Raw genomic sequence first — 23,710 nt, forward strand, 5'->3', positions numbered from 1 at the left:
GAATCATCCCTTCGCCGGAGTTGCATTCGAAAAAAGCGCATCGGTGTTTTCGAAGCCGCGCACTGCTTCTTCGCTGGCGGTTCGGCACGGATCTGCGGCGGCGGCCGCATCGCCGCGCCCTACGACGGCCTCGACCAGGCCAGGCGCATAATCGGGATGCGGATCGAAGGGATGCGGACAATTGGAGAGGGCGACGAGAAGGTTCATCTCAGCGCGGAGCTCAACGAAATCATTTGCTTTGACTGCGCCTTGCCGCCACGCGAAGCCGCCATCCGGCGTGGTGCGGAGAGGAGCAAAAAATGTGATGCATGGCATGATATCGCGCCGCGCAAGGCCCAGCTTTGCGGCGGCTATGCAAAAATTGTCTCGCGTATTGCGAAAAGATGCGACGCCATAGCGCTCTTCGTTTGTTGACGCTGTACTGCCGCCAACCAAGGCGTCATGGCCAGCGCCGCTGTCCTCCGTGATCGACGCCAGCACGCGGCCCATGTCGGAAAACAGAACGTTGCCTTTGCTGAGCAATGCGTTCCATTGGATTTTAACGGTGTCGCCGGCGTTATATCGCTCGCTGATGTCATCCGCATTCCAGATCAGCACCGACACCGAGGCGCGGCCGCTCGCATTTAGGATGCGCAGGCTTTCGCCCCGGTTGACGCGCCGCGTCCAGTACCACCCGTCCGGAATGGTTTCGCGCCACAGAATTTCGCTGTCCGCAAGTGGGCGGAGCTTCGATGGGGCCTCTGATTGCGGCGCGCGGGCATTCAGCCGGGTTTCGGCATTGTGTTTCAGTTCCAGATAACGCTCTCGATGTTGTTCGGGCGTCGACGCATCTAACAGACTCATGGCTTTGTCCTTACAGGCGGATGCCAGGTCGTCCTGGCGTTGCCCTTATGATCGGCGGGTCGTCCCGGCGAGGGCCAGAGTTCGCGCGGATGAAGCGCCAGGCGATGCATTAGAACATCGCGCTGTAACGTTCGGTCTCCCACGCGCTGACGGTCAGATGATATTCACGCCACTCCTCGGATTTATAGCGGATGAACTCGTCGCGCAAACCCTTGCCGAGCGTTGCTTCGACAAAGGGATCGTCGGCGAAGGCTTCAACCGCTTCCTGCAGGTTTTGCGGCAAAAAGTCTATGCCCCGGCGAAGCCGCTCCTCTTCCGAGATGCCATAAAGATTATCTTCGTTGGGGTGACCTGGGTCGATGCGCTCGCGAACGCCCTCAAGCCCCGCCGCGAGAACGAGAGCGGCGGCGAGATAGGGATTGACGGAGCCGTCGGCATTGCGCGACTCGCAACGCCCGCCACCGGCTGGAACGCGCACGGAATTGGTCCGGTTGTTCGAGCCATATGAGTTGAATACGGGCGCCCAGGAATAGGTCGCCATCGCGCCCTGGCGGATCAGCCGCTTGTAGCTGTTGACGGTTGGCGCGAGCGCCGCGCAGAGCGCGCGCCCGTGGCGCAGAATGCCGCCGATGAAGTGATAGCCAGTCTTGGTGAGGCCAAGGCCCCGCGGATCTTCCGACGGCGGGCAAGCGAAAAGATTATGGCCGCCCCCGCGTTCGCTGAGCGACATGTTGAAATGCGCGCCGTTGCCGGTTCGATTGGCGAAAGGCTTCGGCATCATCGTTGCGATCAGACCTTCATCCTCGGCGTATTTCTTGGCCATGAAGCGGAAGAAAGTAAGTCGATCGCAAGTCGTCAGCGCATCGGCGTAGTTGAAGTCGAATTCAAACTGGCCGTTGGCGTCTTCATGATCGAAGGAGTAAAGGTCCCAGCCAAGATCGTTGATCGAGCTTGCGACCTTGTCGAGCCAGGTGAAATTGCTAGTGAAGCCGCGCACGTCGTAGCAGGGCTTTACGAGATTGTCGGTCGGGTGCGGAATGGTCAAAGTCCCGTCCGCCGCCTTGCGCAGAAGAAAGATCTCGCATTCGATCCCAAGCTTGAAATCAAAGCCCATGGCGGCCGCATCGGCGAGCACCCGTTTCAGCGCGACGCGGGTCGAGAGCGGATAGGGCTCGCCTCTGAAGGTGAGATCCGCCGGCATCCAAGCCAATTTTGGCTCCCAGGGCAGCTGGATCACATGGGATAGATCTGGCACGGAAGCGAGTTCGTCGTCGTTCGGCTCCTGGCCAAGGCCATCCAGCGCGTAACCGGTGTAGCGTTCCGATCCTTCCGCCATATGGGCGAGATGAGCAATGGGCACGACCTTGGCTTTTTGCGCGCCGTGGATGTCGACATAGGCGCCGATGCAGTATTTGACCCCGCGTTTGCGCAGGTCCTGCAGAACGGACTGAACTTGGTCGTCGGCGGCCATGATGGATCCTTGGGTTTCTGGCGTCGTCATCGACGCTCTGGTTTGTCATAGGCATACGGCAACGGCGGCGTTTCGACGAGGCCGCGTTGGATTAGGCCGCTGAGATCCTCGACCATCCAGGCGAACAGTTGGCGGCCTTTTTCAGCGCTGGCCAGCGTTGGCCACCCTGTCACCCCGTTGAGGCTCGTGCGGTTGACCGGGTGGGCAAAGACGAGACCTTCAGTGCGGTCGGCGTCGTCCGCATCCGCGATCCGGTCTGGCTTCACCATTTCAGGCGCGAGGGCCATCATCAGCGAGGTTTCGGCGTCATTGGCGTGCCAATCGGCGGCGTCCGCAAAGTGAGCCTCGCGAACGCGATCGCTGATCCGGGCCGTATCGATTACGGCGACCATGAGATCGTCGTAGCTCGCTCGCAACATCTCCAGCGCGCAGCGCAGCGGAGCGGCGTTCGTCACATGCGCATTGATGATGAAAAGGCGCCGCACCCCCGAATGATGCGCCCATGCGCCGATCGCAGCGACGAGTTGCGTCAACAGCAGGGGATCGAGCGCGATAGTCCCCGGCCAGCGCCGGCTGTGGCCGAGCGAACACCCATATGGCAGCAGCGGCAGCATCAGCGCCTGCGTTTCGCGCGAGACTGCCTGGCACAAAATATCGGCCAGCATTGCATCCATGCCGCAGCCGAGATGCGGCCCATGCTGCTCAGTCGCCCCGACCGGCAAGATAGCGGCCTGCCCCGCCCCCTCGAGGCGGCGCGGAATCTCCTCCCAGCTCTGCTCGCTCCACAGCAAAGGCGTCACTCTACGTTGTCATCAATCGCCGTGAGGCGGATGACCGCGGAGGGGGAGTCCTCGTCTTCGACGACCGCCGGGTGGATCAGCGCGTCAAGATGCGCCCGGGTCGCGAGAAACTCAGGCTCGGAAGCCTGTTTCGCGTGACGCGGCCGCGGCACCGGAACTTCAATCAGTTCGAGGACCTCGCCCGGATGGGCTTTCAGCACCAGAATGCGGTCAGCGAGCAGAACGGCTTCGTCGAGATCATGCGTGATGAACACGATGGTGATGTCGATCTTCTTCCAGATCTCGAGCAGATAGGCCTGCATTTTGGCGCGGGCCTGCGCGTCAAGGGCCGAAAAGGGCTCATCCATCAGAAGGATGCGAGGCTTATTGGCCAGCGCCCGCGCAATCGCGACGCGCTGCTTCATCCCGCCCGACAACTGGTGTGGGTAGGCGTCCGCGAAATGCTCAAGCCCGACGAGATCGAGCCACTGGCGGGCCTCGCGCTCTGCTTGCGGACGTTCATGTTTGTTGATCCGCAGACCGAACATCACATTATGCAAAACCGTCAGCCACGGGAAAAGGGTGTAGCCTTGAAACACCATGCCGCGATCGGCGCCGGGTTTGGTGACGGGAGCGCCATCAAGGAGCACATCCCCGACGGTCGCGGTCTCAAGTCCCGCGAGAATCCGCACAAAGGTCGATTTGCCACACCCTGATGGCCCGACGACGCAAAGAAATTCGCGGCGATGCGTCGTCACGTCGATATTGCGCAAGGCGACGACTTCGCGGCCGTCGGCCGCGCGGAAAGTCTTGCCGAGCCCTTTCACGCAAAGCACTACTTCGCGGCTTTTCAGTCGGTCCAAGCGGGCCTTTACGGCGTCGGATTGCTCGAGCAACTTCGGCGCGTCGCTTAGGAGAGTATGGTTGCCGCTCATCGGTTCACCTGGTCCCACGGAAAGAGGCGGCGACCCAGGCGGCCCAAAGCCACATCGGTCAGCGATCCGACGAGACCGATGATCAGAATGGCCCCGTAGACGTTCTCGAAATGCTGGTAGCGCGCCTGCTGGGTGATGAAGAAAGTAATGCCGGAAGATGTGCCGATCAGCTCGGCCACGATCAGATAAGTCCAGGCCCAGCCGAGCAGGATGCGTTGATCGCGGTAGAGCTGCGGCATGACGGCCGGCACCACGACATGGGTAAGCAGCCGCAACTTGCGCGCTCCAAGGGTCAGAGCCGCCTCGATCAGAAGCCGGTCGGCCTGCCGCGTGGTGTTGGCGATGATCAGAACCTGTTGGAAGAAGGTTCCAATGACGATGATGGCGATCTTTGGTCCGTCGTAGATCCCGAGGATGGCCACCATCAGGGCGCCGAAGGCGGGGGCCGGCATGTAGCGGAAAAAGTCGATGAAGGGCTCGACCAAGCCGCCGAACGTCTTGGATGCTCCGCATAAAATGCCGAGCGGGACGCCGACGAGCGATGAAAACAGGAAGCCGCAGAATATGATCTGGATGCTGTGCCACATGCTCCAGGGCAGCGTCGGCGTGTCGTGCATCGGGGCCGCCCTCAAGGCGACCCAGAGGGCGGATGCGACTTCGCCGGGAGCCGGCAGGTAGACGGGGTTCGCCGCCACGCCCTCAGGCGGGGCGGTATTGGCTTCGCGCGCCTCGGTCACCGCATCGGCGAAAGCCTGGCGGTCCATGCGCATCCCGACCTCGAGATAGGCTACGTCGCCAGGGTTGGTGACGAACATAAGCGGATGCCAGATGGCAGGGACGTAGGACACGAGGCACCAAGCCGCCAGAGGCAGCACAAAGGACCACAGCGCCAGCATCCGGCCTCCGCCGCCCATCGAGCGACGGAAGCTGAACGAGATCCGCTTTGGCGTCGCCGGCTCTGCCGACTCGATGGACGGGGTTAAGGCCATCGGGAACTTACTTGCCGACGGTTATTTTAGGATCGATGTAGGCGTCGACCGCCTGGCTCTCTTTATAGATGCTGTTCTTAACATTGAACTCATCGGCGTTGCGCGAGGAGCCGTAGAGCGAGCCGAACCCCTTTGCGTCCACCATCGCGGTCTTCGCCTCGGCCAGATTGAGGAGCTTGGTGCCCTTGAGCATGCGGAGATAGGCGGCAGGCTCGACGCCGACTCGCGCCGACATGATGGAGATCGCGTCAGGCTGGGTCTTGGGATCATCAATGTAGGCGACGACTTTATCCCAAATGGCGGCGAGCTTGATCCAGTCGGCGCGATGAGCGGCGAGAGCGGCTGGGCTCACTGCTATGGCGTCGTAGATGAGGCCGGGTTGGTCGGCGGACGTGTAAAGCGGATGTGATCCCGGCGAGCCGCGCATCGCCTCGCCGGCGATCGGCTGCCATACCCCGACGGCCGCGACGTCCCCGGAGCTCAGCACCTGCGGGGTTTCATTGGTCTTGGCGTTGACGAGAGTTACGTCACTTTCAGTCATTCCGGCTTTTTTCAGGCCGTTGAGCAGAAGGAGATGCTCGACGAGACCGACCTCGAGACCGACTTTCTTGCCCTTCAAATCCTTGAGCGTTTTGACGTTGGGCTTGCCGACGATGATATCATTGCCGTTCGAATAATCGGTCAATATCACCATGACGCTTTTCGCGCCATTGCCGCCCATAACCAGGGCATCGCCGTTGGTCACCATGACGCCGTCCAGCTTGCCGGCCGAAAAGGCGTCCATCGAGGCCGAATAATCGAACCACTCGAAACTGATGTCGAGTCCTTCGGGCTTGAGCCAACCCTTGTCAATGGCGACCTGCCAAGCGACAAAACCGGGCCAATCGCTATAGCCGATCTTCAGCGGCTCCGCGCTCACAGACGCGGCCTGCAGCGCGGCGGACAGAGACAAGGCGGCGATAGAAAACAGCGCTCCCGTCGCAAACTGGCGGATCGAGGGCAAAATAAAAGCAGGCATTGGTGCTTCCTTCGGCAAATCCGTACTACGATTGGGAATAATCGTGTTACTGATTATCGAGACGCAAGCGGTGTGCCAAGCAAAAGAATCATTCCGGGACTCGGAAAATGGAAAAAATCTCCAAAGATCGAAAAGCCGACCATGCGCCAATCGCGCGCGAGGATGCGAACGGCCAGCGCCCGCTCGTCAGCCGCATCAGCATATCGCTGTCGGAGGATCTCCTGCAGGAACTGGATTTGATGGTGGGCGATCGCGGCTTTGCGAGCCGCTCGCAGGCCGTATCGACGATCTTGCATCGCTCGCTGACCGAGCACCGGCACAAGATGGGCGACCGCGTCATGGTCGGCACAATTACGCTATTTTACAATCACCTCGCCGCCGAGATCGAGCAAAAGCTTGCCGATTTGCAGCGGCGGCATATCGACGAGGTGATCTCCTCGCTGCATGTGCATTTGGAACAGAACCAGACCCTTGAGGTTGTCCTCGTTCAAGGGCGCGCCGACAAGCTGCAGCAGATCGCCGATGAGATGATTGTGCAGAAAGGCGTCATTTCCGGACATCTGCAATTGGCCGCGGCGCTTATCCCGCCAATACACCAAATGTAGCGCAGACGCGCGGCGATCACGCCGGGATAAAGCCTGTCAGTAGGCCGACGCCCGCAACCGCCATCGCCATTCCGCCGGCGCGCGCCGCCCGCGGGCCAAAATTGCCGCCAAGTCGAGCCACGCCGAGACCAAGGCCGACGCCAACGGCATGAAGCGCCGCAGTCGCCAGGATAAAGCCAAGGCCATAGGCGAGGCCGGACGCCTCTGCCGGCATTTCCGAGCCATGCGCATGACCGTGGAAGAGCGCGAAGAAGCCGACGAGACCCATCGCTGCGGCGATCGGCGGATTGACGCGCAGCGCGATCAATGCGCCAAGCGCGATGATGGAGCAGGCGATGCAGATCTCGACGAAGGGCATCGCGACCCCGGCAACGCCAAGCGCGCCGCCAAAAGTCATCAGCACGATGAAGCTGAGAGGAACCAGCCACAAGGCCCGGCCACCGATCTGGGCGGCGAAGACGCCGACCGCGACCATGGCGAGTTCATGGTCAAGGCCGCCTAAAGGATGCGCGAAGCCATGGGCGAAACCGTGGGCGTCGCCAAGCCCGGTATGAGCCAAGGCCGGCGTAGCGATGAGGCCTCCAATAAGGGCCAAAGCGATGGGCGGATATTTGCGCGTCATGTGTTTCTCGCCTCCTTAGCAGCGCGATAGAGTAGATGGCATAGCGGGATGGTTTCAAGCTGAATCCGCGCGGGGGCGAGTTTGGACGAAGAATGCCGCGCGATGGCGCATCGTCGTCTTGGAAGCGCCGGAATGCACCGCCGCCTTGCGCGGCGAAACCGAGATATTTGGCTCGACTTGGGGTCAACTCCCATGAACAATGACGCGCAGATCTCAGATCGTCGTGCGTCAAGCAGGGCGCGGCCAAAAGCCTGCGCCAGAGCGTGATTCCGAAAAGTTGCAGACTTTCGGTAGGAATCCCGGCGTGAACTTTAAAGAAATCAAAGGCCACGTTCTAGGAGGGAGGATATGTTGATGCGATTGGGCGGGGAAAAACCCCCGGCCAAAAATCTGCGTGGGAGCGACGCGGCGGCCGGAGACGCAGCCTCACTGTCGTTCACGGCGTCCGGCGCGCTTTTGTGATCGACAAGCTCGAATTTCTGCTGGCCGTCGCCCGCGAACGCAGTTTCAGCCGCGCCGCGGAAAGCTGCGGCGTGACCCAGCCGACCTTGTCGGCCGGCATCAAACACCTCGAGGATAGTTTGGGCGTCCTTCTCGTCAATCGCAGCTCGCGCTTTCACGGGCTCACGGCGGAGGGGGAGCGCGTGCTGGAGTGGGCCAAGCGCATTGTCGCCGACGCGCGCGCCATGCGGCAGGAGATCCGCGCCCCGAAGGCCTCTCTGATCGGCCATTTGAAGATCGCCGCCGTCCCGACCGCGCTTGGAATGACGGCGCAGCTGACGCTCCCCTTCCAGCTGAAGCATCCAGAAGTGCGCTTCACCATTCTATCGCGGACCTCGCGCGAAATACTGACCTTGCTCGACGGACTCGAGATCGACGCGGGGCTGACCTATCTCGACAACGAGCCGCTTGGACAGATTCGCACGGCGCCGCTCTATCACGAGCGTTATAGGCTCCTGACGTCGGCGCATCGCCCGCTCGGCGATCGCGAGACGGTGACCTGGAAGGAGGTTGCCCAGATCCCGCTCTGCCTGCTAACCCCAGACATGCAGAATCGCCGCATCATCGACCGCTTGCTGGCGGGTTCGACCTCAGCGCCGCCGGTCATGCTCGAATCGAATTCGATGGTCGTCCTCGCCGCGCATGTGCGGACCGGGCAATGGTCCAGCATCATCCCGGAAACTTTCGCCGATGTACTCGCCCTGAATGAACCGCTGCGTTCAATTCCGATCGTCGACCCGCAGGAAGTGCAGAGAATCGGGCTGGTGCTGCCGCGACGCGAACCAATGCCGGCGCTCACGCGCGCGCTCCTGGCGGAGGCCCATCGCCTTGCCTTGCCGGAAGCGGAAAATCCCAACAATCGATAGACGATCCCTATCGGGCGACGAAAACTAGCGTGTTGATCTTCGGATTCCATCGGGCCACTCTGTTTTTTAAATAAACAAAAAATAGGTGGGATGAATTGCTTCAGGCACAGCCTTGGAACGTCGAGCGCGCCAAAGCAATTGTCAGCGAACATGCTGGGCTCGAAGGTCCGATGCTGCCGATTCTTCATGCGTTGCAGCATGAATTTGGCTATGTCGGCGAAGCGGCCGCTCCGCTGATAGCGCAGGCGCTGAATCTCTCCCGCGCAGAAGTGCACGGCGTCATCACTTTCTACCATGATTTCAGACGCGAACCCGCCGGACGGCATGTATTAAAACTTTGCCGCGGCGAGGCTTGCCAGAGCATGGGCAGCGAGGCTCTGGCGCAAAATCTTCTTGCCGAGCTTGGCGTTGACTGGCATGGGGCGACGCAAGACGGCGCCTTGACGATCGAGCCGGTCTACTGCCTCGGCCTCTGCGCTTCATCCCCCGCGGCGATGCTCGACGGGGAGCCGCTGGCCCGGCTTGATGCCGAACGCCTCGCGGAAGCTATCGAGGCCGTGCGCCCGTGACCCGGATTTTCATTCCGAAGGACGTCGCAGCCTTAGCCGTCGGAGCCGACAAGGTCGCAGCTCGGATTTTGGCGGAGGCGCAGTTGCGCGGTCAGGCGGTCGAAATCGTCCGCACCGGCTCGCGCGGCATGTTTTTTCTGGAGCCGCTCGTCGAGATCGAGACCGAGCAAGGCCGCATCGCTATGGCCCGGTCAAAGCGTCCGATGTCGCCTCGCTGTTTGATGCGGGCTTTATTGCCGGAAACGCCCATCGGCTCCGCGTAGGCAAGCCGGAAGATCACCCTTTCTTCACCCGCCAGACCCGCCTCAGCTTCGCCCGCTGCGGCATTATCGATCCGAGCTCGCTTGCGGATTACGCCGCGCACGATGGTTGGCGCGGCCTCGCCCGCGCAATCGACATCGGACCCGCCGCAATCATAACGGAAGTGACCAAATCGGGCCTTCGCGGGCGCGGCGGCGCCGGCTTCCCGACAGGAATCAAATGGAAGACCGTCGCCGACGCCCCGGCCGACCGCTGTTATGTCGTCTGCAACGCCGATGAGGGCGATAGCGGCACATTCGCCGACAGAATGATCATGGAAGGCGATCCTTTCGCTCTGATCGAAGGCATGACCATCGCAGCCATCGCCGTCGGCGCAACCAAAGGCTATGTCTACTGCCGCTCGGAATATCCGCATGCGGCGAAAACCTTTTCCGAGGCGCTGAAATTGGCGAGGGAGGCTGGCTCTCTCGGCCCCGACATCCTTGGCTCGGGACATGCTTTCGAGCTTGAGCTGCGCATCGGCGCCGGAGCCTATGTCTGCGGCGAGGAAGCCGCCCTGCTCGAAAGCCTCGAAGGCAGGCGCGGCATCGTGCGGGCCAAACCGCCGCTCCCCGCGCACAAAGGTCTGTTCGAGCGGCCGACGGTCGTCAACAATGTCCTCTCGCTCGTTGCAGTCCCGACGGTGCTTGATCGCGGCGCGGAGTTTTACGCCGGCTTCGGCATGGGGCGCTCGCGTGGAACCATGCCGTTGCAGATCGCCGGCAACGTCCGCTACGGCGGCCTGTTCGAAACGGCATTTGGCCTGACCCTCGGCGAGATCGTTGAATCGATCGGCGGCGGCACGGCTTCCGGACGGCCGGTGCGCGCAGTCCAATGCGGCGGGCCGCTGGGGGCTTATTTTCCGCCTTCGCTGTTCGACACGCCCTTCGATTATGAGGCCTTCGCTGCGCGCGACGGTCTGATCGGCCACGGCGGCCTTGTCATATTCGATGATGCGGTGGACATGGCGAAGATGGCCCGCTTCGCCATGGAGTTTTGCGCCGTCGAGAGTTGCGGCAAGTGCACGCCGTGCAGGATCGGGTCGACGCGCGGGGTTGAGGTCATCGACCGCATCATGAACGGCGTCAAAACCGCCGAAAACATCGCGCTGCTCGAAGATCTTTGCCAGACCATGAAATTCGGCTCGCTTTGCGCGCTCGGAGGCTTTGCGCCCTATCCCGTGCTGAGCGCCGTTCGGCATTTCAGAGAAGATTTCGCGCCGCGCCATGCGCTTGCGGCGGAGTGAGGAAGATCGCCATGGCTCTCATCAAAGAGATCGATTACGGCACGCCCGCCTCGAAGTTGGAAAACATGGTCGCTTTGACCATCGACGGCGTCGAGGTGCGCGCCCCGGAAGGCACGTCGATCATGCGCGCGGCGATGGGCATCGGCACAGAGATTCCAAAACTCTGCGCCACCGACATGCTTGAGTCATTCGGCTCCTGCCGTCTTTGCCTTGTCGAGATAGAGGGGCGCAATGGCACACCGGCGTCTTGCACGACGCCGATCGCGCCTGGCATGATCGTCAAAACCCAGACCGAGCGGTTGAAAGGTCTGCGCAAGGGCGTGATGGAGCTTTACATCTCCGACCATCCGCTTGATTGCCTGACCTGCGCCGCAAATGGCGATTGCGAGTTGCAGACGCAGGCGGGCGCCGTTGGCCTGCGCGAGGTCCGCTACGGCTACCAGGGTGCCAATCACCTTGAGTCGGTGAAGGACGAATCGAACCCCTACTTCACCTATGACCCGGCCAAGTGCATCGTCTGCAATCGCTGCGTGCGGGCTTGCGAGGAAGTGCAGGGCACGTTCGCCCTAACCATCGATGGCCGTGGGTTTGAAAGCCGCGTCGCGGCGGGACAGAACGAGCATTTCCTCGAATCCGAATGCGTTTCTTGCGGCGCCTGCGTGCAGGCCTGCCCCACCGCGACATTGAGCGAAAAATCAGTAATCGACATCGGTCTACCCGAACATTCGGCCGTAACGACCTGCGCCTATTGCGGCGTCGGTTGCACCTTTAAGGCGGAAATGCGCGGCGAAGAACTCGTCCGCATGGTTCCCTACAAGGACGGCAAGGCGAATCACGGCCATTCCTGCGTCAAGGGACGGTTCGCATGGGGCTACGCCACTCACCGCGATCGGATCCTCAACCCGATGATCCGCGCTAAAATCACTGATCCGTGGCGCGAGGTATCTTGGGAAGAGGCGATCTCCTACGCCGCCTCCGAGTTCAAGCGCATTCAGGCGGCTTACGGCAAACGCTCAATCGGCGGAATTACCTCGTCGCGCTGCACCAATGAAGAGACCTACCTCGTCCAAAAACTCATTCGCGGCGGATTCGGCAACAATAATGTCGATACCTGCGCCAGGGTTTGTTATTCGCCGACCGGCTATGGTCTGAAGACCGCGTTCGGCACATCGGCGGGCACGCAGGATTTCGACTCCGTCGAAGAGACCGACGTCATGCTGGTCATAGGCGCCAATCCGACGGACGGCCATCCGGTGTTCGGCTCGCGCATGAAGAAGCGGTTGCGAGAGGGCGCGAAGCTCATCGTCATCGATCCGCGCCGGATCGATCTCGTGCGGACGCCTCATGTCGCCGCCGACTATCATCTTCCATTGAAGCCCGGCTGCAATGTCGCAGTCTTGACGGCGCTGGCTCATGTCATCGTCACGGAAGGCCTTGTAAACGAGGCTTTCGTCCGTGAGCGCTGCGATTGGTCGGAGTTTCAGGATTGGGCTGCTTTTGTCGCGGAGCCGCGCAATAGCCCGGAAGAGATCGCAAAGATCGCCGGCGTCGACGCCGATCTCATTCGCGGCGCCGCCCGCCTCTACGCCACCGGCGGCAACGCTGCGATCTTCTATGGGCTTGGCGTCACCGAACACAGCCAGGGCACGACGACGGTTCTCGCCATCGCCAATCTTGCGATGGCGACGGGAAATCTTGGGCGGCCTGGCGTCGGCGTTAATCCGCTGCGCGGGCAGAACAATGTCCAGGGCGCCTGCGACATGGGCTCATTTCCGCATGAATTCGCTGGCTATCGCCATGTATCGGAAGATTCAGTCCGTCACGTCTATGAAAGTCTATGGGGCGTTGGGCTCGACAACGAGCCTGGCCTGCGCATTCCCAATATGCTTGACTCCGCCGTCGAGGGAGCCTTCCGCGGCATTTATATTCAGGGCGAGGATATCTTGCAGTCCGATCCCGACACGCATCACGTCGCCGCTGGGCTCAGAGCCATGGAATGCGTCGTCGTGCAGGATCTTTTCCTCAATGAGACGGCGAATTACGCGCATGTCTTTCTGCCTGGCTCGACCTTCCTCGAAAAGGACGGAACCTTCACCAATGCGGAGCGGCGCATCCAGCGCGTACGCAAGGTTATGAGTCCGAAGAACGGCTATGGCGATTGGGAGATCACTATCCTGCTCGCCAAGGCCATGGGTTTTTCGATGGAGTACAAACACCCGAGCGAAATCATGGACGAAGTCGCCAAAACGACGCCGAGTTTTGCCGGCGTCTCCTTCGAGAAGCTCGATGCCGTCGGATCGATTCAATGGCCGTGCAATGAAGCCGCGCCCGAGGGCACGCCAATCATGCATATAGGCCACTTCGTCTCAGGCAAAGGCAAGTTCGTCGTCACCGAATATGTCGCGACCGACGAGCGGACCGGGCCCCGCTTTCCGCTTCTGCTCACCACCGGCCGCATCCTCAGCCACTACAATGTCGGCGCGCAGACAAGGCGAACCGCCAATGTGGCGTGGCACGAGGAGGATCGCCTTGAAATCCATCCGCATGACGCGGAACTGCGCGGCCTTCGCGATGGCGAATGGGTGAAGCTGCATAGCCGCGCCGGGGAAACTACTTTGCGCGCGCTCATCACCGATCGCGTTGCGCCGGGAGTCGTCTACACGACCTTCCATCATCCGACGACGCAGGCCAATGTTGTGACGACCGAGTTCTCCGATTGGGCGACCAATTGTCCGGAGTTCAAGGTCACTGCGGTGCAGATCTCGCATTCTAACGGACCGAGCGACTGGCAGGAAGAATATCGTCGCCAAGCCGAGGAAAGCCGCCGCATCATTCATACGATCGACGCGGCGGAATGACGCGCGATCCGACTTTGACGGCGTCTTCATTGAGCGCTGATCGCTATAGCGCCTGGAAGGCGTTTCGAAGTTTTCACTCATCCCGAACGCCTCACCGATCGAGCAATCGTCATGTCGCCTGACCGACTGATCTATATGGCCAATCAGATTGGAACGTTTTTCGCCAGTCAGCTGCGGACCGATCCGGCCGACTGCATCGCCGACCATCTCGCCAAATTCTGGGATCCGAGCATGCGGAAGAAAATCGTCGCTCACCTCGAACAGGGCGGCGAAGGTCTCGACCCGCTCGTCAAGGACGCCGTGCGACAGCTCGGACGCAAGGATTTTTCAAACCCCGAGGTCAGTTGATTCCATTACACGCGGCCATTGAACGGAATTCTCAATATCGCCTTGCCGCGATGAGTCATCTATCATCCGCCTTTATCTCAGATGGAGACCTGGATGGTGGATGTTCGCGTCATTTGCGCAATCGGAAAACGAGGACAGCTTGGGCTCAATGGCGGCCTGCCCTGGGAGGGAAGCCCAGGGCGCGAATATAAAGATGACGTCCAGCGATTCTTCGCCTTGAGCAAAGGCCATGTTCTGATTGCGGGGCCTAAGACCATCGCCTCCTTTCCAGAATGGGCGCGGCCCGACAGAACGCTGGTCGAAATTCGCTCAACGGATGATCCTGAGCGGATTTTGGGGCGATATTCCGATCGCGTTGTCTTTATTGGCGGCGGACCGGCCGTGTGGAAAGCCTACGCCCGCTTCGTTCGGCACTGGGATGTGACGCGCCTGCCATATGACGGCGAAGCCGATCGCTATTTCGATCCGGCGTGGCTGGTTTCAGTATAGGCTTCTGATCGGGTGAAAAGCCTGCGATTTTGCAGGACTACGCTCGCGCCAGCCAAGCCCTCACGCCGTCAAGACTGCGGAAATCTTCAAGGCTGCGCGCGTTGACGCCGGGATAGGCCGCGCTCGCCATCGTCGCCAAAGCGCCGCCGGGGCCAAGCTCGAGGAATCGATCGACGCCCGCCTCGATGCAGGCGTTGAGGCACGCCTCCCAATCGATTGTGTGGGAAATCTGGGCGGCGAGTTTGTCGAGCCCGGCGTCAATGTCCAGCACCGCCACGGCGTCGATGCCGCTGAATAGCCGAACACCGGGCGCAAGGCGCTGTGCGGGGCGTTGCGCCGCCAAGACGCGACGGAAATTCACGCTAGCCTTGACGAGGCGCGGCGTATGAGACGCGACGGAAACCGAGAGAGCGCCCACATGGGTGGCGCCCATGTTCTGGGCCTCATCGCAAAGCGCGCGTAGGTCATCCCGCCTGCCTCCTAAGACGAACGCCTCGCCCGGATTGATGATGGCGATGGCGGCGCCAAAGCGAGCGCAGATGGCGTCCACCTTGGCTCGATCGAGACCGCGGACGAAGGCGAGGCCTTCATCGGGGCCGCTGACCTCGTCCATAAAGGCGGCGCGTTGCAGCGCGAGGTCGATGATCGCGGCGGGAGAAAAAAGTCCGACGCATCCCCAACTCGCCAATTCCCCGACGCTATACCCGGCAATCGCCAATCGCGCGCCAAGCGCATCCTTCAATGCGACGAAGGCGGCGAGCGCTTGCGTGCAGGACAGCATTTGAGCCAGCGCGTTGGCGTGCAACGCTTCCGCGTTGTCCTCGCGAACGATCGCGCGGGGATCGCGCCCATCGAGCGCCTGCGTCGCCGCCGCAAATACGGCGGCGGCTTCGGGAGCCTTTGCCGTCAATGCGAACATGTCTCGATGCTGCGTCCCCTGGCCCGAACATAAGATGGCGATCGTCATTGCATGTCGAGCCCTTGCACAAAGAGGCTCATGGCCAACATATCGGCCGCGCCTCCCGGGCTGAGCCGACGCTGCACGAATTCGCGATGGATCCGCGCAGCCTCCTCACGCCAGCCTGCCGCTCCGACGCCGCCCCGCAGAAGAAAATTTTTGGCGCGGCGCTGAGCAAAAGCCAAGCCCTCGGCCCCGCCGCGATGCAGAATATTGGTGTCCGCAATCCCGGCGATCAGGGCGAATAGCGCATGGACCCGTGCGGCCTCTGGATCTCCCGATCCCAGCTGAAAACCACGTTCGAGCGCAGGCGCGCCAAGTTTGTAAATGCCGGGAAATCCAGCGATAGCCTCGCCGCGGGCGCCGGTTGCTCCAAACCTCCGCGCCGCTTCGGCTCCATGGCTGTGAGGGCTCGCTGGGCCTTTGGCGATAGCGCGGCTCCAGCGGCGGCTGACGATCGCGCCGAGCGTTTCTCCGCCCTCGCTCCGGCCGACGCTTATCGCGCCGGCGGCGGCGCAGAGCAGGCCTAGCCCGAAGATCGCGCCGCGATGCGTGTTGACGCCGCCTGTCGCGGCGAGCATCGCGACTTCCGCCTCCACGCCGATGGCGCGCAAGCGATCCATTCCCTCTCCCTCCGCGCCCGCCTGAGCCAGAGCGGTGAAATAAGGTAACAGGACGTCGGCGCTTCGATGAAGCATGGCGGCGTCCATGTCGTCATGGCTGCCATTATCGACGTGACTGACGAGGCCCGGCTTCGGCCAGGTTTCGACCTCAAGATGGAGAGATTGAGAGGCGAGGGCCCCCAACTCCTCCGGCGCCTGAACGCCGCGAGCAGATTCCGCTTGAACCGGCGTTTCCGCGCGCCGAAAAATCGCGGCGGTCACGCCAGCGTTTCCAAGGCGTGGAGGAAGACGGACGCTGGCTGCAATGCGACCCCTTCCAGGCTCTTGACCAGGATTTGATCCGCGCCTGAATGCAGCTCCCGCCAATTTGCCGCCATGCCGGTTTTGGCATTGATCAGCTCGCCATCGAGACGTCCGGGCGCGGCCGCCTCGATGCGCGCCAGCCCTTGCAAAAGTGCGTCGAAGTCGGTCTCTGGCGATACGGCCCAAAGCAGGTCGAGGTCGGAGCTGGCGCTTACATAGTCCAAGCCGGTCAAAGCGGCCCAAGCGAAACTGCCAAAGACGCGTGGATCGATGCCGACGCGGGCGCCAAGATCCAGCACGGCGTCAACGGTCTTGAGCCATGCGGCAGGGGCGGCCGTGCGCGATGAAGCCAACAGCAGCGGAGGCCCGACAGAGGAGATCGAGCTTGGCGCAAGCGCGACTGCGACGCGCAACTTGCCTTGCGACGGCGGCAGCGGAATCCCCGCGGCGATGGCGTCGCCCCAGTCGCCGGATCCCCGGCGGCGAACGACGAGCGGTCGCGAAAGAGCAGCCCATTCGACGAGAATCGCCTTGTCGCTGAGGTCCGGGCGATTTTCGAGAAGCGCCGCCCAAGCCTCTATTTTCACACGCAGCAAAGCATGCCGCGCCGGAGCCGGAGCCGATTTCCATCCAGCCGTTGGGCGCTCAGCCAAGGCCGGTCGCCAGAGTTTTCACCCGCGAGGCAATGTCCGCCGCTTTGAGGCGACCGCCGCGTTGCTTGCCGAGAAGGTCGCGCCGATCGCCGGCGACGGTTTCACGTTGGAGCAGTTCCGACAATTGCGCGGCGAGGGATTTGTTCGGATCCCAGCTTTCCAAGACGGCGCCGGTGCGCGCGACATTATCAAGTCCCGGCGCAAAGACAGGAGTGGATTTTGCCTTCTCCTTCAAGACGTCGAGAGAGAGTTTTGTGACGCGCGACATGGATGGAAGATCCATGACTTCGGGATCGGCGCCTGGCAGCGCTGTCAGCGTTCGGGTCGATAGCGCGGTGGCGATGAAAGCGCCCGCGGCGGAGCGGCCATAAAGTATGCCGACGGTGTTGATGCCGCGCATATCGGCGAGAATCAGACATTTCGCGAGATGCGAAAGATATTCGCTAAGGCCCAAAAGCTCGTCGCGTTTGCTCATGCGCTGGCTGTCGCTGTCGATCAGGACGAGGAGCGGGCCGCTGGCGCCCGTCGCAATGATCTCCAGCACTTTGCATGCTAATTTGATTGCGCCATCGACGCCGAGCGGAGTTTTGTTGGCGACGCCGATAATTTCCGCGACGCCTCCGCGCTCGAGCGGTCCCGACCCCAGGATCAAGCCCTCATTGTCGACCGCGACCGCGTGCCCTTTTGGAAAAAGCGAGGCCAGAATCTCATCGAGCGTCATGGCTTTTCTCCTGGATCTCGTTGGCGAGGGCAATGAACGCCCCGGCGGGCATGGCCGGAATTTTTTCGGGGTCCTTTATCCCCAGCGCAGACCAGATTTGCGTGGCGTCCGGGCAGGACCCGAACCGGGTTAACCGTTCTTCCAAGCGCATCTGCTCGGCCTGCATGGCGCCCAGATCGAAACGCGATGATTGCGACAGAAGCGCGAGGGTCGCCGTCCGGAAGCTGTCTACCGCATCATCCGCAAAAGCATCGGCAACGCCGAGTAGACGACGGTTTTTTCCGCCCATGGTGCGCCACACCAAAGCGCGGTCCTGCGAATCGAATTCCTCGATGCCCCTGTTGGTCTCGATTACTTCCGGGCCGGAGACGCTGATGCGGCCCTGCTCTGAAACGACCAAAGCGCTGCAACAGCCGGAGATCAAGCTGCCGCCGCCGTAGCACCCGGCGCGGCCCCCGATCAGTCCGAGGACGTGCAGCCCGGCGGCGCGAACGTCAAGCACCGCCCGCATGATCTCGCTGATGGCGAGTTCGCCGGCATTGGCTTCCTGCAAACGCACGCCCCCTGTATCGAACAGGATGAGCACGGCGCTGAGCTCATTGGCCGCCGCGAGCGCCCCGCGCAATAGGCCCGCAAGCTTTGCGCCATGCACTTCGCCGAAGGCGCCGCCCATGAAACGGCCCTCTTGAGCGGCGATGAAAACGCTTTTATTCGCCAGCATGCCGCGCCCGACGATCATCCCATCGTCGAACTGTTTGGGCAAATCGAAGATGTCGAGATGAGGACTGACTTCGCGCTGCTCCGGTCCGATGAATTCCTTAAAACTGCCGGGATCGAGCAAGGCCGCTACGCGCTGTCGCGCGCTCGCCTCATACCAGCTCGTCGCGGCGGCGCTGTGCAAGGCGCTCAAATCCCGTCCTCCTCTATCAAGCGCAAGCCCTGAGCCAATCTTAGCGAAACAGCATCGGGCCGCGCCCCGCCATCATTGATGGACATCCGCAATCCGCCGGGCGAATAGCGCTCGACGAAATCGCCGATCACCGCCGCCCATATGTCGGCGAATCCGGGCGCGGTCGTTGCGATTTCGACGACGCAATCGGCTTCCGGCATGACGCGCTCGACAAGCACTTCAAGATTGCCCGATGCGACGACGCCGACGATGGCTTGAGGCTTGGTTCCGCGCGCGGCTTTTGTGACTTTGTGACGGAATGTCAAATTCTCCACGGTTCGAACCTCCTCACCAATTGCGAAATCTCGAGGGCGGCTGATAGAGGCCTCCCGACCAATGCATCAGATCCTTGATGGATTTGGCCGCCAATAGGCTGCGGTCCGCATCGAGCATATCGATCCCGAGATCTTCGGGACGCAAGATCACGCCGCGCTCGCGCAGGCGCTGGACCATTTTGGCGTCGCGCGCGCGGCCGACTTCGGTATAGCCGGCGACTCCGCGCACGGCCTGTTCGCACTCGTCCTTGTCGCGACAGAGAAGAAGATTGGCGATGCCTTCCTCGGTGACGATGTGCGTCACGTCGTCGGCATAAATCATCACCGGCGCGAGCTCGAGGCGCAGCCTTTCGGCAAGCGCGAGCGCGTCGAGCTTTTCGACGAACGTCGGCGCGTTTCCTTCTCCAAATGTTTCGCCGATCTGCACGACGAGTTTCCTTCCGCGCCGCAGCGCCGGAGCGCTGTCGGGGTCGGCCTCTTTGCCCGCGCGCAGCCACGGATCGCTCGGATGCCGCCGTCCCCGCGCGTCGGACCCCATGTTCGGCGCCCCGCCAAATCCGGCGATCCGCGATGGCGTGATCGTCGAGCTGTTGCCCTGTAGATCGATCTGAAAGGTCGAGCCGATAAACATGTCGCAGGCATAGAGCCCAGCCGTCTGACAGAACGCCCGATTGGAGCGCAGCGAGCCGTCCGAACCATTGAAGTAGATGTCGGGCCGGGCGGCGATATAATCGTCCATCCCGACTTCGGATCCAAAGCTATGGATCTGCTCGACCCAGCCGGACTCGATCGCCGGAATCAAGGTCGGATGCGGGTTAAGCGCCCAGCGCGTTGCGATCTTGCCTTTGAGGCCGAGCCGTTCGCCAAAGGTCGGAAGCAGCAACTCGATCGCCGCCGTGTTGAAGCCGATGCCGTGGTTCAACCGCTTCACGCCATACGGCGCATAGAGGCCTTTGATGGCGATCATGGCGGTCAGGATCTGCGTCTCGGTGATCGCGCCGGGATCGCGGGTGAAAAGCGGCTCCACGTAGAAGGGTTTGCCTGCCTCAATGATGAAATGAACGCGATCGCCCGGGATGTCGACGCGCGGAACCTTATCGACGATAGCGTTCACCTGCGCGATAACGACGCCGCTCTTGAACGCCGTGGCTTCGACGATCGTCGGCGTGTCCTCGGTATTGGGGCCGGTGTAGAGATTGCCTTCCCGATCCGCGCTGACCGCGGCGATCAATGCGACATTCGGCGTCAGGTCGATGAAGTATCGGGCGAAAAGCTCGAGGTAAGTGTGTATCGCGCCGAGCTCGATTTCGCCGCCGAACAGCATTTTTGCGATGCGCGCCGCTTGGGGGCCAGAATAGGCATAGTCCAGCCGCTTCGCGATGCCGGTTTCGAATACGTCAAGATGTTCGGGAAGGACGACGCCCGACTGCACCATGTGAAGATCGTGGATCTTGGAGCGATCGACGCCGGCGAGGGCGCCGGCCAACAGATCCGCCTGTTTCTGGTTATCGCCTTCGAGACAAACGCGGTCGAAGGGGCGAATCACCGCCTCGAGCAGAGCAGTGGCTTTCTTCGCGTCAACGATTTTGCCGTCCGCGAGCGCCGCGCCCGCCGCAATCCGCTCGCTGCGCGCCTTTTGCTCCCTACGCCACTCACTCATCTGCATGTCTCCATTCCCTGACGTCCAAAACTCGGACTGCGCATGCAGCGCTCGCCGACGGCGCTTAGGGATTGCCTGTATAGAGGGTTTCCGTATAGTTGCTACGCAATTGACAAATTGCGGCGCACATCGGGAGGACGCAAGCTTGGGCCAGTTTCTCGCCTTCCGCGCATCGCGCTTACTCCATATCGGAAGGGCGCGTTTATGACGATTTTTGGCGTCGCCCTCCTTGCGATCTGCACGCTGGTTGGCGTGTTCCTTGGCGATCTTCTCGGAATTCTCCTCGGCGTCAAGGCCAATGTCGGCGGGGTTGGCTTGGCGATGATCCTGCTTATCATCGGCCGCGTCTGGCTGCAGAAGCGGGGCGCCTTGACGCACGGGATTAAGCTTGGCGTCGAGTTTTGGGGGGCGATGTATATCCCGATCGTCGTAGCCATGGCTGCGCAGCAAAATGTGGTTTCCGCACTTCGTGGAGGGCCCCTCGTTTTGATTGCGGCCGTCGGAACGGTTGCGATCTGCTTTGCGGCGACAGCGCTGCTCGGCCGCATTGGCCGGGACCAAAAGACCGACGCAAAAACCGAACTCGGCATTGAGCGAGGAGGGGAGGTCATAGCCGGGGATCTCGTTCCCGACGCTTCCGCGAAGAAAGCGTAGCTAAATGCTGCATGTGCTTCAGCATGTCTTCATCGAACAAAGTCTTGTAGCCGCCTTCGCCTTCGTCGGCGTCGTGATGTGGATCTCTTTATTCCTTTCCCGGCGCCTGACCGCCGGACGCATTCACGGTTCGGCGATCGCCATCATCATCGGGCTGGTCCTTGCCTATTTCGGCGGCGTGGCGAGCGGGGGACAAAAGGGAATCGCCGACATCCCCGTCTTCGCCGGCGTCGGCCTGCTTGGCGGCGCCATGCTGCGGGATTTCGCAATCGTCGCAACGGCTTTCGAAGTAGATGTCGTCGAAGCGCGTAAAGCGGGCTTGCTGGGCGTGTTCGCTCTTTTTCTCGGCACGATCCTTCCTTTTGCTTTTGGCGCCCTCGTCGCGGTCGCATTCGGCTATACCGACGCGGTCAGCATCACGACGATCGGGGCCGGCGCGATCACCTACATTGTTGGTCCAGTTACCGGAGCAGCGCTTGGCGCGAGCTCGCCGGTGATCGCCATGTCGATCGCCACGGGCGTTTTGAAAGCAGTGCTGGTCATGGTGCTGACGCCGATGCTCGCTCGCTTCATTGGGCTGGACAATCCGCGCTCCGCCATGGCGTTCGGCGGCCTCGTTGGGACAGTCAGCGGCGTGGCGGGAGGCCTTGCCGCAACGGACCCAAAATTGGTGCCCTATGGCGCTTTGACCGCGACGTTTCACACAGGCATCGGCTGCCTGGTCGGGCCCTCAATTCTTTATCTGACGGTTCGCGCGATGACAGGCGCCTGATACTCGGAAAATTACTGACTTTTTGCGGTGTCCCTCAAGATTCCTTCCTGCGTCAATATTAGCCGCCGCGGATTGGCCGCGCGATCGAAGCCTGTCTACGGCTCCTTCGAGGCGCACGATCATGGCGCGATCCGCGAATCGGTCCCCTTCTTGCATAGTTCAGCTATCGCTCATTATAGGCGAGATCAGCGAGCCTGATTGCAACCGGGCTCAGCTCCAGGTCTGTCCGACGTCGGAAGGTAATCGGGAAGGATTGCGCATGGAAGAACACTCGCATCACATAGGCGTTGTTACCCATCATGAGCTGAAGCAGAGCTTGACCACCCTTCAATTATGGGCGATCGCGGTCGGGCTCGTCATCTCGGGCGAATATTTCGGCTGGAGCTACGGTTGGGCCACCGCCGGCACGCTGGGATTTACCGTCACAGCCCTGTTCATCGCGGCGATGTATGCGACCTTCATCTTCAGCTTCACCGAGTTGACTACCTCAATTTCTCATGCGGGGGGCCCGTTCGCATACGCGCGCCACGCCTTTGGGCCAACCGGGGGCTATTTTGCCGGAGCTGCGATGCTGATCGAATTCGTGTTCGCGCCTCCGGCGATCGCGCTCGCAATCGGGGCCTATCTCAACGTTCAATTTCCATCCCTCGATCCCAAAATCGCGGCGGTCGGCGCGTACCTCATATTCATGACGCTCAATGTCATCGGGGTCGAGATCGCGGCGACGTTCGAACTCATCGTCACTGTTTTGGCGATCTTTGAGCTGCTCGTATTCATGGGAGTCGTCAGTCCCGGATTTTCGATCGCGAATTTTGTCAAGGGCGGCTGGTCGGGCGAAGATCATTTCAGCGCGGGAGCGATTTCCGGCATGTTCGCGGCGATTCCTTTCGCCATTTGGTTTTTCCTGGCGATCGAGGGCGTCGCGATGGCGGCCGAAGAGGCGAAAGACCCCAAGCGCTCGATTCCTATCGCCTATATCGCCGGCATATTGACTCTCGTCGTCCTCGCCATCGGCGTAATGCTGTTCGCGGGAGCCGCTGGCGATTGGACGAAGCTCTCCAACATCAACGATCCGCTACCGCAAGCGATGAAATACGTCGTCGGCGAGAATAGCGGCTGGCTTCACATGCTCGTGGCGCTTGGGCTATTTGGCCTCATCGCCTCTTTCCACGGCATCATCCTTGGCTACTCGCGGCAGATTTTTGCGCTGGCGCGCGCCGGTTATCTGCCGCCGGTTCTGGCGAAAGTGCATCCTCGCTTCAAAACGCCCCATATTGCCATTCTCGCTGGCGGCGTAATCGGCGTTCTCGCGATTTTCAGCGACGACCTGATCAAGATCGGCGGGCAGCCGCTGACCGCGAATATCGTGACCATGTCGGTGTTTGGCGCGATCCTGATGTATATCTTGAGCATGGCCAGCCTGTTCAGGCTGCGCTGGGCGGAGCCTCGGATGAACCGGCCATTTGTCGCGCCGCTTTACCCTTATTTCCCGGCCTTCGCCCTGTTTGCATCAGTGATTTGCATGATCGCCATGATCTATTACAACTTCCTGATTTTCGTCATCTTCGTCGGCTTTCTCGCAGTGGGTTACGCCTATTTCCTGACCACCGTCCATCGGCGGGAGGCCGCTCCTATCGACGAATTGATCGAGTCGCCTGAAGAACTCACGGCGGAAGGCATTTAAACCAAGAGATGAGGGTTTA

General features: G+C 61.3%; 23 protein-coding genes and 1 pseudogene. 10 read left to right on the plus strand and 14 right to left on the minus strand.

Annotation, left to right across the window (positions count from 1 at the left end; translation table 11 throughout):
- Window positions 1–3: 3 nt before the first annotated feature.
- The 6 genes from WDN46_02750 to WDN46_02775 all read right to left on the minus strand — a co-directional run bounded on the left by WDN46_02750 (window position 4) and on the right by WDN46_02775 (window position 6,035).
- The gene (locus WDN46_02750; protein ID MEJ0092370.1) at window positions 4–843 is read right to left on the minus strand and encodes an urea amidolyase associated protein UAAP1; all 840 of its coding nucleotides are present in this window, start codon (window positions 841–843) and stop codon (window positions 4–6) included.
- A gap of 109 nt (window positions 844–952) precedes the next feature.
- On the minus strand, window positions 953–2,314 hold the full coding sequence (gene glnT / locus WDN46_02755) for a type III glutamate--ammonia ligase (protein MEJ0092371.1): 1,362 nt from the start codon (window positions 2,312–2,314) through the stop codon (window positions 953–955).
- A gap of 26 nt (window positions 2,315–2,340) precedes the next feature.
- Complete coding sequence (locus WDN46_02760) at window positions 2,341–3,114, minus strand: creatininase family protein (GenBank protein MEJ0092372.1); 774 nt, start codon at window positions 3,112–3,114, stop codon at window positions 2,341–2,343.
- On the minus strand, window positions 3,111–4,028 hold the full coding sequence (locus WDN46_02765; protein ID MEJ0092373.1) for an ABC transporter ATP-binding protein: 918 nt from the start codon (window positions 4,026–4,028) through the stop codon (window positions 3,111–3,113). Before WDN46_02765 ends, WDN46_02760 begins: the two co-directional genes overlap by 4 nt.
- Complete coding sequence (locus WDN46_02770; protein ID MEJ0092374.1) at window positions 4,025–4,942, minus strand: ABC transporter permease; 918 nt, start codon at window positions 4,940–4,942, stop codon at window positions 4,025–4,027. The genes WDN46_02765 and WDN46_02770 overlap by 4 nt, the downstream gene beginning before the upstream one ends.
- A gap of 82 nt (window positions 4,943–5,024) precedes the next feature.
- Window positions 5,025–6,035 (minus strand): ABC transporter substrate-binding protein, encoded by a 1,011-nt coding sequence (locus WDN46_02775; GenBank protein MEJ0092375.1) that lies wholly within the window; start codon window positions 6,033–6,035, stop codon window positions 5,025–5,027.
- Between the two features lie 107 nt (window positions 6,036–6,142).
- On the opposite strand from WDN46_02775, the gene nikR reads away from it, so the two are divergent.
- Window positions 6,143–6,640, plus strand: a complete 498-nt coding sequence (gene nikR, locus WDN46_02780) for a nickel-responsive transcriptional regulator NikR (protein ID MEJ0092376.1) — start codon at window positions 6,143–6,145, stop codon at window positions 6,638–6,640.
- A 16-nt stretch (window positions 6,641–6,656) separates the two neighbouring features.
- Here nikR and WDN46_02785 read toward each other — a convergent pair whose 3' ends face one another.
- Window positions 6,657–7,262 carry a HupE/UreJ family protein gene (locus WDN46_02785; GenBank protein ID MEJ0092377.1) on the minus strand — a complete coding sequence of 202 codons (606 nt, stop codon included), beginning with the start codon at window positions 7,260–7,262 and terminating at the stop codon, window positions 6,657–6,659.
- Between the two features lie 458 nt (window positions 7,263–7,720).
- Between WDN46_02785 and WDN46_02790 the strand changes: the two genes are divergently transcribed.
- The 6 genes and pseudogenes from WDN46_02790 (at window position 7,721) to WDN46_02815 (ending at window position 14,439) form a co-directional block, all read left to right on the plus strand.
- Window positions 7,721–8,629 (plus strand): LysR family transcriptional regulator, encoded by a 909-nt coding sequence (locus WDN46_02790; GenBank protein MEJ0092378.1) that lies wholly within the window; start codon window positions 7,721–7,723, stop codon window positions 8,627–8,629.
- 95 nt (window positions 8,630–8,724) lie between these two features.
- Window positions 8,725–9,198, plus strand: a complete 474-nt coding sequence (locus tag WDN46_02795) for a formate dehydrogenase subunit gamma (GenBank protein MEJ0092379.1) — start codon at window positions 8,725–8,727, stop codon at window positions 9,196–9,198.
- Window positions 9,195–10,744: pseudogene (locus WDN46_02800) on the plus strand (NADH-quinone oxidoreductase subunit NuoF). The gene WDN46_02795 and the pseudogene WDN46_02800 overlap by 4 nt, the downstream one beginning before the upstream one ends.
- A gap of 11 nt (window positions 10,745–10,755) precedes the next feature.
- Window positions 10,756–13,602, plus strand: coding sequence for a formate dehydrogenase subunit alpha (fdhF, locus tag WDN46_02805; GenBank protein ID MEJ0092380.1), 2,847 nt, complete (start codon window positions 10,756–10,758; stop codon window positions 13,600–13,602).
- Window positions 13,603–13,713: 111 nt separating this feature from the next.
- The gene (locus WDN46_02810) at window positions 13,714–13,950 is read left to right on the plus strand and encodes a formate dehydrogenase subunit delta (protein MEJ0092381.1); all 237 of its coding nucleotides are present in this window, start codon (window positions 13,714–13,716) and stop codon (window positions 13,948–13,950) included.
- 93 nt (window positions 13,951–14,043) lie between these two features.
- Window positions 14,044–14,439: a dihydrofolate reductase gene (locus tag WDN46_02815; GenBank protein ID MEJ0092382.1), complete on the plus strand. Its 396-nt coding sequence runs from the start codon at window positions 14,044–14,046 to the stop codon at window positions 14,437–14,439.
- Window positions 14,440–14,476: 37 nt separating this feature from the next.
- On the opposite strand, the gene WDN46_02820 is transcribed toward WDN46_02815, so the two are convergent.
- The 7 genes from WDN46_02820 to mdcA all read right to left on the minus strand — a co-directional run bounded on the left by WDN46_02820 (window position 14,477) and on the right by mdcA (window position 20,581).
- Window positions 14,477–15,406 carry an acyltransferase domain-containing protein gene (locus tag WDN46_02820; GenBank protein MEJ0092383.1) on the minus strand — a complete coding sequence of 310 codons (930 nt, stop codon included), beginning with the start codon at window positions 15,404–15,406 and terminating at the stop codon, window positions 14,477–14,479.
- Entirely contained in the window at window positions 15,403–16,203 is an 801-nt protein-coding gene (gene mdcB, locus WDN46_02825) for a triphosphoribosyl-dephospho-CoA synthase MdcB (GenBank protein ID MEJ0092384.1), read from the minus strand. Before mdcB ends, WDN46_02820 begins: the two co-directional genes overlap by 4 nt.
- Before the next feature lie 74 nt (window positions 16,204–16,277).
- The gene (gene mdcG, locus WDN46_02830) at window positions 16,278–16,976 is read right to left on the minus strand and encodes a malonate decarboxylase holo-[acyl-carrier-protein] synthase (protein ID MEJ0092385.1); all 699 of its coding nucleotides are present in this window, start codon (window positions 16,974–16,976) and stop codon (window positions 16,278–16,280) included.
- Window positions 16,969–17,697, minus strand: coding sequence for a biotin-independent malonate decarboxylase subunit gamma (locus WDN46_02835; GenBank protein MEJ0092386.1), 729 nt, complete (start codon window positions 17,695–17,697; stop codon window positions 16,969–16,971). Before WDN46_02835 ends, mdcG begins: the two co-directional genes overlap by 8 nt.
- Window positions 17,684–18,607, minus strand: coding sequence for a biotin-independent malonate decarboxylase subunit beta (locus WDN46_02840; GenBank protein MEJ0092387.1), 924 nt, complete (start codon window positions 18,605–18,607; stop codon window positions 17,684–17,686). Before WDN46_02840 ends, WDN46_02835 begins: the two co-directional genes overlap by 14 nt.
- Entirely contained in the window at window positions 18,604–18,921 is a 318-nt protein-coding gene (mdcC, locus tag WDN46_02845; protein MEJ0092388.1) for a malonate decarboxylase acyl carrier protein, read from the minus strand. The genes WDN46_02840 and mdcC overlap by 4 nt, the downstream gene beginning before the upstream one ends.
- A 13-nt stretch (window positions 18,922–18,934) precedes the next feature.
- On the minus strand, window positions 18,935–20,581 hold the full coding sequence (gene mdcA / locus WDN46_02850; GenBank protein ID MEJ0092389.1) for a malonate decarboxylase subunit alpha: 1,647 nt from the start codon (window positions 20,579–20,581) through the stop codon (window positions 18,935–18,937).
- 204 nt (window positions 20,582–20,785) lie between these two features.
- Between mdcA and madL the strand changes: the two genes are divergently transcribed.
- The 3 genes from madL (at window position 20,786) to eat (ending at window position 23,691) form a co-directional block, all read left to right on the plus strand.
- A complete protein-coding gene (gene madL / locus WDN46_02855) occupies window positions 20,786–21,235 on the plus strand; it encodes a malonate transporter subunit MadL (GenBank protein ID MEJ0092390.1) in 450 nt (149 codons plus the stop codon).
- A 4-nt stretch (window positions 21,236–21,239) separates the two neighbouring features.
- Window positions 21,240–22,007, plus strand: coding sequence for a malonate transporter subunit MadM (madM, locus tag WDN46_02860; GenBank protein MEJ0092391.1), 768 nt, complete (start codon window positions 21,240–21,242; stop codon window positions 22,005–22,007).
- A gap of 259 nt (window positions 22,008–22,266) precedes the next feature.
- Entirely contained in the window at window positions 22,267–23,691 is a 1,425-nt protein-coding gene (gene eat, locus WDN46_02865; GenBank protein ID MEJ0092392.1) for an ethanolamine permease, read from the plus strand.
- Window positions 23,692–23,710 lie beyond the last annotated feature (19 nt).

This window comes from Methylocella sp., from assembly GCA_037200525.1.
Classification (GTDB): Bacteria; Pseudomonadota; Alphaproteobacteria; order Rhizobiales; family Beijerinckiaceae; genus Methylocapsa.